This window comes from Pseudomonas sp. FP2300 (assembly GCF_030687595.1).
Lineage (GTDB): Bacteria > Pseudomonadota > Gammaproteobacteria > Pseudomonadales > Pseudomonadaceae > Aquipseudomonas > Aquipseudomonas bijieensis.
This window is the reverse complement of the sequence record NZ_CP117440.1, coordinates 1,079,093-1,096,344: the sequence shown is the minus strand read 5'-3', so window position 1 is coordinate 1,096,344 and position 17,252 is coordinate 1,079,093. Positions and strand designations below refer to the sequence as shown.

Below are 17,252 nucleotides of genomic sequence, written 5' to 3'. Positions count from 1 at the left end.
GGCTGGTTGATACACCGCAATCGCGAGCAAGCTTTTCTCCCACAGGCCCGCTCCCACAAGGGGGTTGGCGTCGAACTGTCAGAACGGCTTGTCGAAGGTGATCTTCGGCTCTTTCCACGGCCCCTTGACGTCGTATCTTACGCTGGCAAATCGCGCGACGCGGTCACCGATCAGTTTGTCGATCAGAAACAGCGCCCCACCCACCGCCGGTGCGCCAACGATCAGCGCGGCGATCGGCAGGTTGTTGGTCACCGGCAGCGTCACCAGCAGCTTGGCGTCGACCCGGTCGGCCACCATGTCCAGCGTGCCGTTGAGTTCCAGGTTGCTCGACGGCCCGGTCAGGGTAATGGGTTCGCGGGTTACGTATACACCGTCGCTCGCCACCAGCAGCCCCTTGACCCGATCGTAGCTCAAGCCCTTGCCGAACAGGTCGGAGAAGTCCAGGCGCAAGCGTCGGCCGATGGAGTTGAAGTTCAGCAGGCCAAATACCCGCAACGCCTGGGCGCTGCCTTCGACTTCGACGAACTGGCCCTTGCTCAGCGACGCGTCGAGGCTGCCGGAAAAGCGCTTGGTGGCAACCCACGCCGGCGAACCGGGCCAGCGACCATCGACATCCAGGCGGAATTCCTGGCTGGTCACGCTCGGGGCAAAGCCCCAGCCCTTGAGCACATCGCCCAGGTTCTTGCCGCTGATACGGCCCTTGTACCAACTGCTGGTGGAACCGGGCACGCCTTCCCAGCCGCCACTGCCGTTCAACACCATGCCCTTGAGGCCCATGTCCAGATTGTTCAGCGCGATGCCCTTGGCGGTCGGGCGCACTTTCAACGACCACGCACCGATAAGATCGGGGCCCTGGAACAATTGGTCGATGGCAATATCCATGGCCGGGATTTTCCCGGGATCGACCGACGCCAACGGGTCCGGTGCGTTTTCATCCGCCTGGACCGTCGGGTCCGTGGCTGGCAGGCGAACATAATCAAGCTTGATACCAATCGGGGCGGCCTTCGCATCCGGCAGGCTGACGTTGCCCTTGGCCTGCTGGCTGTCGAGGCGCAAGGCCCAGGCGTCCGGCTTGCGGTCCAGTTGCACCGACGCCTGGTCCAGGGTGGTGCCCATGGCCGTGAGCTTGCCGACGCTCAGATCGACGCTGCTGAGCAGTTGCTTGGCGCTGCCGCCCGGATCCTGACCGGCGTACTTGTTCACCAGGTCCTGCCACGGGCTTACGTCCAGTTCCGACAGTTTGCCGCGCAGTCGCAACCCCTTGGCCCCAGGCAGGACCGCATCACCGGCACCCAGCAACAACTCGCCGCGACCGTCGGCGATTTTCCCGCTCGGTGCAGCGTAAGTGAAGCTGGCCAGGTCGCCATAATCGACCCAATAACGCCGCTCCGGCCCTTGCAGGGTCATGCGAAACACCGTGTCACGCCCGACATCGGCGGCCATGCCAAAAGGTGCCGGCAGGTCGACGGCCACGCCCTTGAGGTTGGAACTGACCGACAACTGGCTGTCGGCACCGTCGAGGATTACTTGCAACTGGTAGGGCACGACACCGGATACCGGCAACGGCTGGGTGACATTCAGCCAACTGCTGAGTTTCTTGATCTCCACCTGCCCGGACGCAGCGACCCGTGTATTGAGCGCGCCGGCACGGCCCTCAGCGAAAATCTGCGCGGTCACAGGCCGGTCGAATGCCCGGGCGCTGATGCCCTTGCCGCTCAAGCCCTTGTTGCTGTCGAAGCGGAAATCGCCCTTGAGCTGAGTCAGCTCCAACGCCGGTTCGCTGAGCTTGAGGCGGGCCTTGTCGGTGGCGAAGTCCACCAGGATCTTCGGTTGCTCGCCTTTGACCAGCGGGATATCGAGCTTCACGCTGCCTTGCAGGTCGCCCTCGCCTTCCCAGCCGGCGAACGTCTCGGCGGTCCCGATCGGTGCCGTCTGGAGGATTTTCAGGCCGTCGCCCAGCCCTCCGGCGAACCCGCCGTCCAGCAGCAGATGAGAACTCTGCCCGGTCGGCACATGGGGAATGTTCACCGACACATCCTTGACCTGGGTATCGAGCAGTTGCCCTTGGCTGGCGAAGATGCGCACGCCGCTGTCTTCGACGAAGACATCGCCGCTGACCTTGCTGACCGAAGGCCAGCCCGGCTGGAACGCCAGCTCGGCGTCATGCACCTTGAAAAACAGGCTGATGCTGCGGTCCGCGTCCCCGGCACCTTTATTCAGCGAGCCTTGGTACTGGAAAAAGCCCTCGTCCACCGCGCCCTTGACGATGGCCGTGCGCAGCCACTCATCCAGCGCCGGGCTGAGGACCGCCGGCAGGTACTTGGCGGTGTAGCGTCCGTCACCGTCCACCAGGCCGACCCGCAGGTCCATGTAGTCTTCCTGGCTGTGGTCGAAATGCAGGCGGATCAGGAAGTCGCCGGCAATCCGGCCCTCCTCGCCCAGCACCTTCAGATACGGCGCGATCAGGGTGAATCCTTGCTTGTCGAGCTTCCAGGTCAGCCGGGCGTTGGCCTGCAGGTACTGCCAGGGCTTGGCGAAGATCGGGTCCAGGTGCAGGGAAAAATCCTTGCTGTCCATGCGCAGCTCGCCGCCGCCCAGGTCACCGCTCAAGCTCCCGGAGACGTTGCGCGCCGCCGGAGCACCGCGATAGGCATCAAAGCCCACGGTGTCCAGGTTGGTGGCGAAGCTGATTTTCTGGTCACCGGTGTTCTGCGGCCGGTAGTCCAGCAACACGTTGCGCAGGCCACCGGTGACCTTGAGACGGTCAATGGTCGTCGCCAGGCCCTCGGGCAGCGGTGCCAGGGCATTGAGCAAAGGCGTGAGCGGGGTCAAGTCGAGGCGGTCGGCCTGCAGATGCCAGCGCTCCTCGGTCTTTTCGGTGGCGGCACTCTGTTGCAGCTGCAGGCGCGATTCCCAGCGGGTCTCGCCCAGGTTCATCGCCAGGGAATCGAAGGTTGCGGTGAACCCTTGGCTGCCGCGCTGGAAATAGCCGTTGAGGGCCAGGTTGTGGATCTGCACAGGCTTGCGTTCGCCGTAGGCGCCCTGGAGCTGCGGTGCGTTCAAGCGCATGGCCGCGCTTTGCACCGTGCCCTCGCCCCAACTGAGCCAGAACTCACCGCCGGCCTTGATCTGGGAGAAATTCCATTGCTGGGTCAGGCGTTTCGGCAGCCATTTGGACCAGTCGCTTTGCGGCAGGCTCAAGTAGGCATCGGCCTGACCATTCTTCCAGTCGCTGGCACGCAGGCGGGTACGCAGGTTGATCGCCACCGGCTGGCCGTCCGGCAGGGTCAGGCGGGCATCCAGGCGCTGGCGGGTGGCGCCGATGCGCAGGCTCAAGCCGACGTAGGTCAGGGTCAGCGGTGGTTGCTCGACGGGTTGCAAGGTCACCTGGCTATCGAGCACCGAGAGCTTGGAAACCATTTGCATGCGTTCGAGCATTTGCTGCGGATCGAGGGGCTGGTCGCCCTGCACCGGCAAGCCTTCCAGGGCCCACTTGCCGTCGGCGCTCTCCTTGAGGCTGATCTTCAGACCGCTGACTTCCAGGTGGGCGATGCGCACCTGACGTGCCAACAGGCTGTCCCACAGGTCAGGTACGGCCCGCACCTGGTCCAGGTGCAGGGCGTTGGGGCCTTCGCCAACCACCACGTCGCGCGCCGCCAGGATCGGCGCCAGGCCGCTCCAGCTACCGTCGAGGCTGCCGATGTGCACGGGCATGCCCAGGGCTGCGCCGGCCCGGGTCTCGACCTCGGCACGGTATTCGGCTACCAGCGGGACCAGCTCGCGACCGAGGCTGACGTACAACGCCAGCAGCACCAACAGCAGCGCGCACAGACCCAGCCCCCAACGGGTCAGCGTCGCCATCATGCGTGTCAGACGCTCCATGTCAGTGGGCTCCCCTGGCAAAGACAATCAAATCCGCGGGCCCGCCGCTTCCCAAGCTCTTCAGAGCAACACCACGTCGTATTGTTCCTGGGAATACATGGTTTCCACCTGGAAGCGAATCGTGCGCCCGATAAATGCTTCCAACTCCGCGACATTACCTGACTCCTCGTCGAGCAGGCGATCGACCACTTTCTGGTTGGCCAACACTCTATAGCCGGTCGCCTGGTAGGCGCGCGCCTCCCGGAGGATTTCGCGGAAGATTTCGTAACACACGGTTTCCGGAGTCTTGAGCTTGCCGCGGCCCTGGCAACTGCTGCACGGTTCGCACAGCACCTGCTCAAGGCTTTCGCGGGTGCGCTTGCGGGTCATCTGCACCAGGCCCAACTCGGTGATCCCGATGATGTTGGTCTTGGCGTGATCGCGTTCGAGTTGTTTTTCCAGGGTCCGCAGCACCTGGCGCTGGTGCTCTTCATCTTCCATGTCGATGAAGTCGATGATGATGATCCCGCCCAGGTTACGCAGGCGCAGTTGCCGGGCGATAGCGGTGGCGGCTTCCAGGTTGGTCTTGAAGATGGTTTCTTCCAGGTTGCGATGGCCGACGAACGCCCCGGTGTTGACGTCGATGGTGCTCATGGCTTCGGCCGGATCGACCACCAGGTAACCGCCGGACTTGAGCGGCACCTTGCGTTCCAGGGCTTTCTGGATTTCATCTTCGACGCCATACAGATCGAAAATCGGTCGCTCGCCAGGGTAATGCTCGAGGCGGTCGGCGATTTCCGGCATCAGCTCGGCGACGAACTGGGTGGTTTTCTGGAAGGTTTCCCGGGAGTCGATGCGAATTTTCTCGATCTTGGGGCTGACCAGATCCCGCAGCGTACGTAGCGCCAGGCCCAGGTCTTCGTAGATCACGCTGGGGGTGGCGATGGTCTTGATCTGCGCGGCGATCTGGTCCCAGAGCCTGCGCAGATAGCGGATGTCCATGAGGATTTCATCGGCCCCGGCCCCTTCGGCGGCGGTACGCAGGATGAAACCACCGGCTTCCTTGATGCCTTCTTTTTCCACGCAGTCGCTGACCACCTGCTTGAGGCGCTCGCGCTCGGCTTCGTCTTCGATTTTCAGGGAAATGCCGACGTGGGCGGTGCGCGGCATGTACACCAGGTAGCGCGACGGAATCGACAGTTGCGTGGTCAGGCGCGCGCCCTTGGAGCCGATGGGATCCTTGGTGACCTGCACCACCAGGCTCTGGCCTTCATGGACCAGCGCGCTGATGCTCTCCACGGCCGGCCCTTCGCGCATGGAAATTTCCGACGCATGGATGAACGCCGCGCGGTCCAGGCCTATATCGACGAAGGCTGCCTGCATGCCCGGCAGCACCCGCACCACCTTGCCTTTATAGATATTGCCGACGATGCCACGCTTTTGCGTGCGCTCGACGTGGACCTCTTGCAGCACACCGTTTTCAACCACCGCCACGCGCGATTCCATCGGCGTGATGTTGATCAGGATCTCTTCACTCATGGCAGGGTCTCGTTCAGGCATGTTCACGATTATGGCCGCATCAGTCAGACGGCGCTCAGCGCGCGCTCAAGGTTTGCCAACAGGGTATGCCGAAATGGCCCAGTAGTTCTGCGGTTTCGCACAGCGGCAGGCCGACCACGGCCGAATAACTGCCCTCAAGCCCGGCGACAAAAACCGCCCCCAAACCCTGGATGCCATAGCCGCCGGCCTTGTCCCGGGGTTCGCCACTGGCCCAGTAGGCCGCCGCTTCCTGCTCCGTGATCGAACGAAAGCGCACCAGGCTGCGCACCACGCGAGATTCGCAATGCTGCCCATCCAGTATGGCGATGGCGGTCAGTACTTCATGTTCGCGACCGGACAGGCTCAAGAGCATCGTCATGGCGTCGGCCTGGTCCAGTGGCTTGCCGAGAATCTGCCCATCCAGCACCACGGCGGTGTCGGCGCCCAGCACGCAGCCATCCACATCGGCGCGCAGGGCCCGTCGCCCAGCCTCGGCCTTGCCGCGCGCCAGGCGCTCGACATAGGCCGATGGGGTTTCGTGAGCCAGGGGAGTTTCGTCGATGTCCGCGCTGACGGCGGTAAACGGTACGCCGATCTGCGTGAGCAGCTCACGCCGACGCGGCGAGCCAGAGGCGAGGTAAAGCGGCTTCATCAAGACATCTCCCTATCAAGGCCAATGCCTGACCGAATCAGTTGATTTTGAAACGCAGGCGCAGGCCACGCAAACCGAAGCTCACCCATGGCCAGAGCAAGGCACTGACCAGGGCTGGCAGCACCAGCGCCAGGGTCGGCTGGCGATTGCCGGTCAACGCGCTGAGCCACAATTGCACCAGTTGCGCCAGGCCAAAGATCACCAGGATCACCAGGCACTGTTGCCACATGGGGAACATCCGCAGGCGTTGTTGCAGCGACAGCACCAGGAAGGTGATCAGCGTCAGGATCAGCGCATTCTGCCCCAGCAGCGTGCCATAGAGCACATCCTCGGCCAGGCCCAGACACCAGGCGGTGACCATGCCGACCTTGTGCGGCAAGGCCAGTGCCCAGAAGGCCAGCAACAGGGCCAGCCACAGTGGGCGCAGGATTTCCATGAACTGCGGCAGCGGCGAAACGCTGAGCAACAGGCCGATGGCGAAGGTCAGCCAGACCATCCAGCCGTTACCGGATTGGGTACTGCTCATTCTTCTCGTGCTCCCCTGGTGGCTGGCGCGGTGTCCGGCGTGGAGGCTGGCGGCTTGGCGGCGGGCCGGGCAGGCTGGGACGCCGGCGCGTGAGTGCTCGAACGGGTCGGTTTCGCAGCGGGCGTAGCCGGTGCAGCGGCCGGCGCGGGTGCGGGTGCCGGTGCAGCCGATGCAGGCGCTTGTGGTTTTGGCACGGTGGCAGGGACTGGCGCCGGAACTGCTGGCGCCTGGGCAGCCGACTCACCGCCCTGCCGGTCCTGGGCTTCCTGGGCCGCGGCGGCATCGTTGGCCCGCTCTTCCGGGGTGCGGTTGTCGCTGAAGACCAGCAGCAGATAGCGGCTGCGATTCAGGGCCGCCGTCGGCACCGCGCGCACGATGGCGAACGGCTGGCCGGAGTCATGAATGACTTCCTTGACCGTCGCCACCGGATACCCAGCCGGGAAGCGCTGGCCAAGGCCGGAGCTGACCAGCAGGTCGCCTTCCTTGATGTCGGCGGTATCGGCCACGTGCCGCAGCTCCAGGCGTTCCGGGTTGCCGGTGCCGCTGGCGATCGCCCGCAGGCCGTTGCGGTTGACCTGCACCGGAATGCTGTGGGTGGTATCGGTCAGCAACAGGACGCGGGAGGTATAAGGCATCAACTCCACCACCTGGCCCATCAGGCCACGGGCATCGAGCACCGGCTGGCCGAGGACCACACCGTCACGCTCGCCCTTGTTGATCAGGATGCGGTGGGTGAAGGGGTTGGGGTCCATGCCGATCAACTCGGCCACTTCGACCTTCTCGTTGACCAGCGCGGAAGAGTTGAGCAACTCGCGCAGCCGAACGTTCTGCTCGGTGAGGGCCGCCAGCTTCTGCATGCGTCCCTGCAACAGCAGGTTTTCGGTCTTGAGTTTTTCGTTTTCGGCGACCAGCTCGGTCCGGCTGCCAAACTGACTGGCCACACCTTGCCACAACCGCTGCGGCAGATCGGTGATCCAGTAGGATTCCATCAACACCAGCGACATCTGGCTGCGCACTGGCTTGAGCACCGTGAAACGGGCATCGACCACCATCAGCGCGACCGATAGCACGGTCAGCACCAACAGGCGCACACCCAATGAGGGGCCTTTGGCGAAAAGCGGTTTAATAGGCCGCTCCTCCCAGGCAAATGTTTTCTTTATTCATACGGCATCAAACCGGCCTGGATACGAATGACAGAAGATAAACGCCAACGGGCAGCACTGCAAAGTGCTGCCCGGGAGCGAACAACATAGACGATCCAGCCAACTTATTCGCTGGAGAGCAGGTCCATGGTGTGCTTGTCCATCATTTCCAATGCACGGCCACCGCCGCGGGCAACGCAGGTCAACGGGTCTTCGGCCACGATCACCGGCAGGCCGGTTTCCTGGGCCAGCAGTTTGTCGAGGTCACGCAGCAGTGCGCCACCACCGGTCAGCACCAGGCCGCGCTCGGCGATATCCGATGCCAGCTCCGGCGGCGACTGTTCCAGGGCGCTCTTGACGGCCTGGACGATGGTCGCCAACGACTCTTGCAGCGCTTCGAGCACTTCGTTGGAGTTGAGGGTAAAGGCCCGTGGAACGCCTTCGGCCAGGTTACGGCCGCGTACGTCGACTTCACGCACTTCACCGCCCGGGTAGGCCGTGCCGATTTCCTGCTTGATACGCTCGGCGGTGGATTCGCCGATCAGGCTGCCGTAGTTGCGACGCACATAAGTGATGATCGCTTCGTCGAAACGGTCGCCGCCCACACGCACGGATTCGGCATAGACCACACCGTTGAGGGAGATCAGCGCGATTTCAGTGGTACCGCCACCGATGTCAACGACCATCGAGCCACGGGCTTCTTCCACCGGCAGACCGGCACCGATGGCAGCGGCCATGGGTTCTTCGATCAGGAACACTTCACGGGCACCGGCACCGAGGGCCGACTCACGGATAGCCCGACGCTCTACCTGGGTGGACTTGCATGGAACGCAGATCAGCACGCGAGGGCTGGGCTGCAGGAAGCTGTTTTCGTGAACCTTGTTGATGAAGTACTGCAGCATCTTTTCGCAGACGCTGAAGTCGGCGATCACGCCGTCTTTCATCGGACGAATGGCCGCGATGTTGCCCGGTGTACGGCCCAGCATGCGCTTGGCTTCGGTGCCGACAGCCACGACGCTCTTCTGGTTACCGTGGGTGCGGATGGCCACGACCGAGGGTTCATTCAGGACGATACCGCGCTCGCGCACGTAAATAAGGGTGTTGGCAGTGCCCAGGTCAATGGAGAGATCGCTGGAAAACATGCCACGCAGTTTCTTGAACATGGGAAAGGGACCCTAGGCAACGCGTGGGTAAAAAAGTGCGGCAAACTCTAACAACGACAGGGATTTTGGGCAAGGCGCCAATATGTTAAATTGGCCGCTTTTCTGTGCACCAAACCCCACAATCGCGGCCGTAAGGCCGTAGAAATGCGGTAGTGTTCCGACAATCTAACACACGGACAGACTGCGTCCGTTTTGTTTTCCACTGGAGAATCCCATGGCGCTTGAACGCTCCGACGTGGAAAAAATCGCTCATCTGGCCTGTCTGGGCCTCAATGAAGCCGATCTTCCACACATCACTTCTGCCCTGAACAGCATTCTGGGGCTGGTCGACGAGATGCAGGCGGTCAATACCGACGGCATCGAACCACTGGCTCACCCACTGGAAGCCAGCCAGCGCCTGCGCGCCGACGTCGTGACCGAGTCCAATCACCGCGAGGCCTACCAGTCCATCGCACCAGCGGTCGAAAACGGCCTGTACCTGGTTCCGAAAGTCATCGACTAAAGGGAAAGAGCCTCTCATGCATCACATGACCCTGGCCGAGATCGCCCGCGGACTCGCCGACAAGAAGTTTTCCTCCGAAGAACTGACCAAGGTCCTGCTGGCGCGCATCGCCCAGCTCGACCCGCAGCTCAACAGCTTCATCAGCCTCACCGAAGAGCTGGCCCTGGGCCAGGCCAAGGCCGCCGACGCCCGGCGCGCCAACGGTGAGAGCGGCGCCCTGCTCGGTGCGCCGATCGCCCATAAAGACCTGTTCTGCACCCAGGGCATCCGTACCAGTTGCGGCTCGAAGATGCTCGACAACTTCAAGGCACCGTACGACGCCACCGTGGTCGCCAAGCTGGCCGCCGCCGGCACCGTGACCCTGGGCAAGACCAACATGGACGAATTCGCCATGGGCTCGGCCAACGAGTCGAGCTACTACGGCGCGGTCAAGAACCCGTGGAACCGGGAACACGTACCGGGCGGTTCGTCCGGCGGTTCGGCCGCCGCCGTGGCCGCGCGCCTGCTGCCAGCCGCTACCGCCACCGACACCGGCGGCTCGATTCGCCAACCAGCGGCGTTCACCAACCTCACAGGCCTCAAGCCCACCTACGGCCGCGTCTCGCGCTGGGGCATGATCGCCTACGCCTCCAGCCTCGACCAGGGTGGCCCGCTGGCGCGCACTGCCGAAGACTGCGCGATCCTGCTGCAAGGCATGGCTGGCTTCGACCCGAACGACTCCACCAGCATCGATGAACCGGTGCCGGACTACAGCGCCAGCCTAAACGGCTCGCTGCAAGGCCTGCGCATCGGCGTACCGAAGGAATACTTCAGCGCCGGTCTCGACCCGCGCATCGCCGAGCTGGTGCACAACAGCGTCAAGGCGCTGGAGAAGCTCGGCGCGGTCATCAAGGAAATCAGCCTGCCGAACATGCAGCACGCAATTCCCGCGTACTACGTGATCGCCCCGGCGGAAGCGTCCTCGAACCTGTCGCGCTTCGACGGCGTGCGCTTCGGCTATCGCTGCGAGAACCCGGAAAACCTGATCGACCTGTACAAGCGTTCCCGCGGCGAAGGCTTCGGCGCCGAAGTGCAGCGCCGGATCATGGTCGGCGCCTACGCGCTGTCCGCTGGCTACTACGATGCCTACTACCTCAAGGCGCAGAAAATCCGCCGCCTGGTGAAGAACGACTTCATGGCCGCCTTCAACGAAGTCGACATCATCCTCGGCCCGACCACGCCGAACCCGGCCTGGAAACTCGGCGCCAAGAACAGCGACCCGGTCGCCGAGTACCTGGAAGACGTCTACACCATCACCGCCAACCTCGCCGGCTTGCCGGGCCTGTCCATGCCGGCCGGCTTCGTCGATGGCCTGCCGGTGGGCGTACAGCTGCTCGCGCCGTATTTCCAGGAAGGCCGCCTGTTGAACGTTGCCCATCAGTATCAGCTGAACACTGACTGGCACACCCGCACCCCAACCGGCTTCTGAGGAGAAACACATGCAATGGGAAGTCGTGATCGGGCTGGAGATTCATACCCAGCTCACCACCCGGTCGAAAATCTTTTCCGGTAGCTCCACCACGTTCGGCTCCGAGCCCAACACCCAGGCCAGCCTGGTCGACCTGGGCATGCCCGGCGTGCTGCCGGTGCTCAACGCCGAAGCGGTGCGCATGGCGGTGATGTTCGGCCTGGCGATTGACGCCGAGATCGGCCAGCACAACGTGTTCGCCCGCAAGAACTACTTCTACCCGGACCTGCCCAAGGGCTACCAGATCAGCCAGATGGAACTGCCGATCGTTGGCAAGGGCCACCTGGACATCGCCCTGGAAGACGGCACGGTCAAGCGCGTCGGCATCACCCGGGCGCACCTGGAAGAAGACGCCGGCAAGAGCCTGCACGAAGAATTCAACGGCGCCACCGGCATCGACCTGAACCGTGCCGGCACGCCGCTGCTGGAAATCGTCTCCGAGCCGGACATGCGCAGCGCCAAGGAGGCCGTGGCCTACGTCAAGGCGATCCACGCGCTGGTGCGTTACCTGGGTATCTGCGACGGCAACATGGCCGAAGGCTCGCTGCGCTGCGACTGCAACGTGTCGATCCGCCCCAAGGGCCAGGCCGAGTTCGGCACCCGCTGCGAGATCAAGAACGTCAACTCGTTCCGCTTCATCGAGAAGGCGATCAACAGCGAGATCCAGCGCCAGATCGAACTGATCGAGGACGGCGGCAAGGTCATCCAGCAGACCCGTCTGTACGACCCGAACAAGGACGAGACCCGTCCGATGCGCAGCAAGGAAGAAGCCAACGACTACCGATACTTCCCCGATCCGGACCTGCTGCCGGTGGTCATCGAGGACTCGTTCCTCAATGATGTACGCGCCACCCTGCCGGAGCTGCCACCGCAGAAACGCGAGCGCTTCCAGGCGCAGTTCGGGCTGTCGAGCTATGACGCCAACGTCCTGGCCACCAGCCGCGAACAGGCCGATTACTTCGAGAAAGTCGTGAGCATCGGCGGCGACGCCAAGCTGGCGGCCAACTGGGTGATGGTGGAGCTGGGCAGCCTGTTGAACAAGCAGGGCCTGGAAATCGACCAGTCGCCGGTCTCGGCCGAGCAATTGGGCGGCATGCTGCTGCGGATCAAGGACAACACCATCTCCGGCAAGATCGCCAAGATGGTCTTCGAAGCCATGGCCAATGGTGAAGGCAGCGCCGACGAGATCATCGAGAAGCGCGGCCTGAAGCAAGTCACCGACACCGGTGCGATCAGCGCCGTGCTCGATGAAATGCTCGCGGCCAACGCCGAGCAGGTCGAACAGTACCGTGCGGCAGACGAAGCCAAGCGCGGCAAGATGTTCGGCTTCTTCGTCGGCCAGGCCATGAAAGCCTCCAAGGGCAAGGCCAACCCGCAGCAGGTCAACGAACTGCTCAAAAGCAAGCTCGAGGGCTGATAGCCATGGAGCCAGTACCGGTATCTGGCTCGGACACCTGTGGCGAGGGAGCTTGCTCCCGCTGGGCTGCGCAGCAGCCCCTCAATCCGGCAGCGGAAATGGGGGCCGCTGCGCGCCCCAGCGGGAGCAAGCTCCCTCGCCACAATGCATTCCACAACCCCATTGATGTGGGAACCCCGAACATGAAGCGTCTCCTCGGCGCCTGCGCCCTGCTGTCCCTGCTGGCCGGTTGCGCCAGCCAGAGCGGGACGGTCGATCCACACGGCTACGACCAGACCGGCGTCGCCTCTTATTACGGTGCAAAACACCACGGCAAGCGCACCGCCAGCGGCGAGCGTTTCAACCAGAATGGCCTGACCGCCGCCCATCGCCAGTTGCCGTTCGGCACACGAGTGAAAATCACCAACCTGGGCAACAATAACAGCGTGGTGGTGCGCATCAACGACCGTGGCCCATACTCCCGAGGCCGCCTGATCGACGTATCCCGCGAAGCAGCCGAGCAACTGGGCATGTTGCGCAGCGGCACCGCACGGGTGCGCGTGCAAGCCCTCGACGATTGATAGACGGAGCCCGGCCATTTCCCTACTCACCGCCCTACCGCTGCTCAGCCTGATCGAACTGTTCGGCGCCCTGCTGTTGCTGGTCGGCGGTGCCGAGCTACTGGTACGCGCCGCCGTGGGCCTGGCGGCACGCTTGCAAATCCGGCCGCTGATCATCGGCCTGAGCGTCGTAGCCTTCGGCAGCAGTGCGCCGCAAATGGCCGTCAGCCTGCAGGCGACCCTGGCGCAGAACGCCGACATCGCCGTGGGCAGCGTGATCGGTAGCAGCATCTTCAACATCCTCGTCACCCTCGGGCTGTCGGCGCTGATCATTCCGCTGCGCGTTTCGCGCCAACTGGTGCGCCTGGACATCCCGTTGATGATCGGTGCCAGCCTGCTGGTGTTCGTGCTGGCCTGGAACGAAGAACTGACCCGACTGGACGGCGTATGGCTGCTGGTGGCCCTGGCGGTGTACCTGGGCCTGTTGCTGCGCCAGTCCCGGCATTCGGCACGACCGCACACCGTGGGTATCGACATGGCGCAGATGTCCTGGCCCAAAAGCCTGGCGATGATCGTGACGGGCCTGACGATGCTGGTTTTCGCCGGGCACCTGCTGTTGGGTGCGGCGGTGGAAGTGGCGACGGACCTGGGGCTGTCGGAGCGAATCATCGGCCTGACCATCGTCGCCGTCAGTACCTCACTGCCGGAACTCGCCACCTCGCTGATCGCCGCCCTGCGGGGGCAGCGGGACATCGCGGTGGGCAACGTGATCGGCAGCAACCTGTTCAACCTGCTGGGTGTACTGGGGGTGACCGCCCTGGCGGCACCCTCGCCATTGTCGGTCTCGCCCAACGCCCTGGATTTCGACCTGCCGGTAATGCTCGGCGTCGCCGTGCTGTGCCTGCCGGTGTTCTATTCCGGTTACCGTGTCACCCGTGCCGAAGGCCTGCTGTTCCTGGGCTTGTACCTGGCCTATGGGCTGCATGTGGTGGCGTTCACCACCGGCATGCCCCTGGCCGGCCAACTGGAACGGCTGATGCTGTTCTATGTGCTGCCGACCCTGCTCGCGTTTTTGCTGTTCACCTCCCTGCGCGCCTGGCGCCGCCAACACCACAAGAGGGATTTGCCATGACCGACACTCCAAAGACCGGCCTGGACATGCGTCGCCAGGTCATGGGCGACGCGTTCGTCGACCGCGCCCTGGGCAACGCCACCGAATTCACCCAACCGTTGCAGGACTTCGTCAACGAACATGCCTGGGGCAGCGTCTGGAGCCGCGAAGGCCTGCCGCTGAAGACCCGCAGCCTGATCACCCTGGCCGCCCTCACCGCCCTCAAATGCCCGCAGGAATTGAAAGGCCACGTACGTGGCGCGCTGAACAATGGCTGCACGGTGGAAGAGATTCGCGAGGCGTTGCTGCATTGCGCGGTGTATGCGGGCGTGCCGGCGGCAATCGATGCGTTTCGGGCGGCGCAGGAAGTGATCGATAGTTATCAGAAATCTGAGTGACCGTTAGATCGCTATCGCGAGCAGGCTCGCTCCCACAGTGGATTTTCGGTGTACATAAAATTCCGATACACCTGCTCTGTGGGAGCGAGCCTGCTCGCGATTGGGCCTAAAGAACACCACAACCTTCGAACCTAGATCCACCCACCCCACTGCAACACAAAAATCCCCAGGTTGGTGGTAATCGCTGCCATCAAGGTGGTGATGACGATGATCGCCGCCGCCAGTTCATGGTTGCCATCGGCTGCCCGGGCCATGACGAAGCTGGCGGCGGCGGTGGGGCTGCCGAAGTACAGGAACAGGATCCCCAGCTCCGCCCCGCGAAAGCCCCAGAGCCAGGCGCCGAGGGTGGTCAACAGTGGCAAGCCGACCATTTTCACCAGGCTCGAACTCAAGGCCATCTTGCCGCTCTTGCGCAAGGCCGCCAGCGACAGTGTGCCGCCGATGCAGATCAGCGCCAGGGGCAAGGTCATTTGCGACAAGTACTTGGCCGAGGTCTCGAACCAGTTCGGCAGGCCGATCTGCCAGTAGGCGAACGGCGTGGCGACAATCACACTGATGATCAGCGGGTTGCTGATCACGCTTTTGCAGATGCTCCACGGGTCGGACTTGATCACTGGGCTGTAGACCGCCAGCACGATGGTCGACAAGGTGTTGTAGAACAGGATCACCAGCGCCGCGAGAATCGCCCCCAGGGAAATCCCGTAGTCGCCGTACATGCTCGCCGCCAGCGCCAGGCCGATGACGCCGTTGTTGCCGCGAAACGCACCTTGGGTGTAGATGCCGCGATCTTCCCGCGGGCATCGCCAGATCGCCCAGCCCCAGGCCATGGCGAAACTCGCCAGGGTAGCGACGGAGAAATAGATCAGCAGGTCAGGCTGCAACGCCGCATGCAGGTCGGCATGGAGGATGCCGAGGAACAACAGCGCCGGCATGGTGACGTTGAACACCAGGGACGAGGCGATGTGGATGAAGTTGTCGTTGATCCAGTCGATGCGCTTGAGCAACACCCCCAGAAACAGCATGGCAAACACCGGCGCGGTGACGTTCAGGGTTTCGAGGAAAATTGCCAGCATGCCGAGGACCTTCAGAGGGGTGTCGTTAGGTGGCTAATGATAAGCCACTCACGGCATTGGCGTCTGGTAGAGCGTTATCGCGAGCAGGCTCGCTCCCACATTTTTTTGGGGGCTCACAGAAACTGAATTCACTCCAGTCCCTGTGGGAGCGAGCCTGCTCGCGATAACGGCGGCACATGCAACATCAATCCAAGCTGAACCACCGCTATCGCGAGCAAGCTCGCTCCCACACAGGATCTCCAGCGATCACGAAATCATCAGGTAATCGGCGCCGGGTTGAACAAGGTGATGTCGTTGTACAGCTTGTGCCGCTCGGCCCAGGTCTGTTTCTTGCCGCTGGCCACGTCCAGGTAGTAGTGGAACAGCTCCCAGCCCAGCTCCTCGATGGTGGCGCGTCCGGTGGCAATCCGGCCGGCGTCGATGTCGATCAGGTCCGGCCAGCGCTGGGCCAGTTCGGTGCGGGTCGAGACCTTCACCACTGGGGCCATGGCCAAGCCGTACGGCGTGCCGCGACCGGTAGTGAAGACATGCAGGTTCATCCCCGCCGCCAGTTGCAGCGTGCCGCAGACGAAATCACTGGCCGGTGTGGCGCAAAAGATCAGGCCCTTTTGCTTGAACCGCTCGCCCGGGCCGAGCACGCCATTGATCGCGCTGCTGCCCGACTTGACGATCGAGCCGAGGGATTTCTCGACGATGTTCGACAGCCCGCCCTTCTTGTTGCCCGGCGTGGTGTTGGCGCTGCGATCGGCCTCGCCCTTGGCCAGGTAGCGGTCGTACCAGTCCATTTCCCGCACCAGTTCCTGGGCCACCTCCTGGGTTTGTGCCCGGGAGGTCAGCAGGTAGATCGCATCGCGCACTTCGGTGACTTCGGAGAACATCACCGTCGCCCCCGCGCGCAACAGCAGGTCCGAGGCATAGCCCAGCGCCGGGTTGGCGGTGATGCCGGAAAACGCATCGCTGCCACCGCACTGCATGCCCAGGATCAGCTCCGAGGCTGGCACGGTTTCGCGACGGCGCTGGTCGAGCTTCTTCAAGCGAGTCTCGGCCAGCTCCATGATCTGTTCGATCATTTCGGTGAAGCCGTGACTGGAATCCTGCAAGCGATACAACCACGGCTCGCTGAGGTCCACCGAACTGTCGTTCTCATGCATCACCTGCCCGGCCTGCAATTTCTCGCAGCCCAGGCTGATCACCAGTGCTTCGCCACCCAGGTTCGGGTTGCGCGCCAGGTTACGCACGGTGCGGATCGGGATGTAGGCGTCGGTGGCGGTGATCGCCACGCCGCAGCCGTAGCTGTGGGTCAGCGCCACCACGTCATCGACGTTCGGGTATTTGGGCAGCAATTCGTCCTTGATGCGCTTGACCGCGTGGTCCAACACACCGGTGACGCACTGCACGGTGGTGGTGATGCCCAGGATGTTGCGCGTGCCGACGGTACCGTCGGCGTTACGATAGCCCTCGAAGGTGTAGCCCTCCAGCGGCGCATCGGCCGTCGGCACGTCGGTGGACAGCGGCAAGCTGTCCAACGGCGGCGCGGTGGGCATGCGCAACTGGTCTTCCTTGACCCAACTGCCACGGGGGATCGGTTGCAGCGCGTAGCCAATGACCTGGCCGTAGCGGATCACCTCGCCACCCTCGGGAATGTCTTGCAAGGTGACTTTATGACTCTGCGGCACAAAGTCGACGGTGACCAGGCCATCCGGGAACTCGGTCCCGGCTGGTACGCCCTGGTCATTGACGACGATCACCACGTTATCTCGCTCGTGCAGGCGGATGTAACGGGGCGAATCGGCATGTTCAATCAGTTGCATTGACGCCGCTC

14 protein-coding genes are annotated in these 17,252 nt (G+C 63.3%); 6 read left to right on the top strand and 8 right to left on the bottom strand.

Going from position 1 to position 17,252, the window contains the following annotated elements; translation table 11 throughout:
• Positions 1-78: 78 nt before the first annotated feature.
• The 6 genes from PSH86_RS04640 to mreB form a co-directional block, all read right to left on the bottom strand.
• The gene (locus PSH86_RS04640) at positions 79-3,882 is read right to left on the bottom strand and encodes a YhdP family protein (RefSeq protein WP_305488186.1); all 3,804 of its coding nucleotides are present in this window, start codon (positions 3,880-3,882) and stop codon (positions 79-81) included.
• Positions 3,883-3,942: 60 nt separating this feature from the next.
• Positions 3,943-5,400 (bottom strand): ribonuclease G, encoded by a 1,458-nt coding sequence (rng, locus tag PSH86_RS04635; protein ID WP_018613976.1) that lies wholly within the window; start codon positions 5,398-5,400, stop codon positions 3,943-3,945.
• Positions 5,401-5,455: 55 nt separating this feature from the next.
• On the bottom strand, positions 5,456-6,052 hold the full coding sequence (locus PSH86_RS04630; RefSeq protein WP_249015975.1) for a nucleoside triphosphate pyrophosphatase: 597 nt from the start codon (positions 6,050-6,052) through the stop codon (positions 5,456-5,458).
• A 37-nt stretch (positions 6,053-6,089) separates the two neighbouring features.
• Complete coding sequence (mreD, locus tag PSH86_RS04625) at positions 6,090-6,578, bottom strand: rod shape-determining protein MreD (protein ID WP_003197820.1); 489 nt, start codon at positions 6,576-6,578, stop codon at positions 6,090-6,092.
• Positions 6,575-7,657, bottom strand: a complete 1,083-nt coding sequence (gene mreC / locus PSH86_RS04620) for a rod shape-determining protein MreC (protein ID WP_370873797.1) — start codon at positions 7,655-7,657, stop codon at positions 6,575-6,577. The genes mreD and mreC overlap by 4 nt, the downstream gene beginning before the upstream one ends.
• 188 nt (positions 7,658-7,845) lie before the next feature.
• Positions 7,846-8,883 carry a rod shape-determining protein MreB gene (gene mreB, locus PSH86_RS04615; protein ID WP_002555108.1) on the bottom strand — a complete coding sequence of 346 codons (1,038 nt, stop codon included), beginning with the start codon at positions 8,881-8,883 and terminating at the stop codon, positions 7,846-7,848.
• Positions 8,884-9,097: 214 nt separating this feature from the next.
• Here mreB and gatC point away from each other — a divergent pair, with 214 nt between their 5' ends.
• The 6 genes from gatC to PSH86_RS04585 all read left to right on the top strand — a co-directional run bounded on the left by gatC (position 9,098) and on the right by PSH86_RS04585 (position 14,357).
• On the top strand, positions 9,098-9,385 hold the full coding sequence (gene gatC / locus PSH86_RS04610) for an Asp-tRNA(Asn)/Glu-tRNA(Gln) amidotransferase subunit GatC (RefSeq protein WP_003197816.1): 288 nt from the start codon (positions 9,098-9,100) through the stop codon (positions 9,383-9,385).
• Between the two features lie 16 nt (positions 9,386-9,401).
• A complete protein-coding gene (gatA, locus tag PSH86_RS04605) occupies positions 9,402-10,853 on the top strand; it encodes an Asp-tRNA(Asn)/Glu-tRNA(Gln) amidotransferase subunit GatA (protein ID WP_109753536.1) in 1,452 nt (483 codons plus the stop codon).
• Positions 10,854-10,863: 10 nt separating this feature from the next.
• Entirely contained in the window at positions 10,864-12,309 is a 1,446-nt protein-coding gene (gene gatB, locus PSH86_RS04600; RefSeq protein WP_109753535.1) for an Asp-tRNA(Asn)/Glu-tRNA(Gln) amidotransferase subunit GatB, read from the top strand.
• Positions 12,310-12,491: 182 nt separating this feature from the next.
• Positions 12,492-12,869, top strand: a complete 378-nt coding sequence (locus PSH86_RS04595; protein WP_109753719.1) for a septal ring lytic transglycosylase RlpA family protein — start codon at positions 12,492-12,494, stop codon at positions 12,867-12,869.
• Between the two features lie 49 nt (positions 12,870-12,918).
• A complete protein-coding gene (locus PSH86_RS04590) occupies positions 12,919-13,980 on the top strand; it encodes a calcium/sodium antiporter (RefSeq protein ID WP_109753534.1) in 1,062 nt (353 codons plus the stop codon).
• Positions 13,977-14,357, top strand: coding sequence for a carboxymuconolactone decarboxylase family protein (locus tag PSH86_RS04585; RefSeq protein WP_076383558.1), 381 nt, complete (start codon positions 13,977-13,979; stop codon positions 14,355-14,357). Before PSH86_RS04590 ends, PSH86_RS04585 begins: the two co-directional genes overlap by 4 nt.
• A gap of 131 nt (positions 14,358-14,488) precedes the next feature.
• On the opposite strand, the gene PSH86_RS04580 is transcribed toward PSH86_RS04585, so the two are convergent.
• Complete coding sequence (locus PSH86_RS04580; RefSeq protein ID WP_109753533.1) at positions 14,489-15,430, bottom strand: AEC family transporter; 942 nt, start codon at positions 15,428-15,430, stop codon at positions 14,489-14,491.
• 257 nt (positions 15,431-15,687) lie between these two features.
• Entirely contained in the window at positions 15,688-17,241 is a 1,554-nt protein-coding gene (gene garD / locus PSH86_RS04575) for a galactarate dehydratase (RefSeq protein WP_116834171.1), read from the bottom strand.
• Between the last annotated feature and the right edge of the window lie 11 nt (positions 17,242-17,252).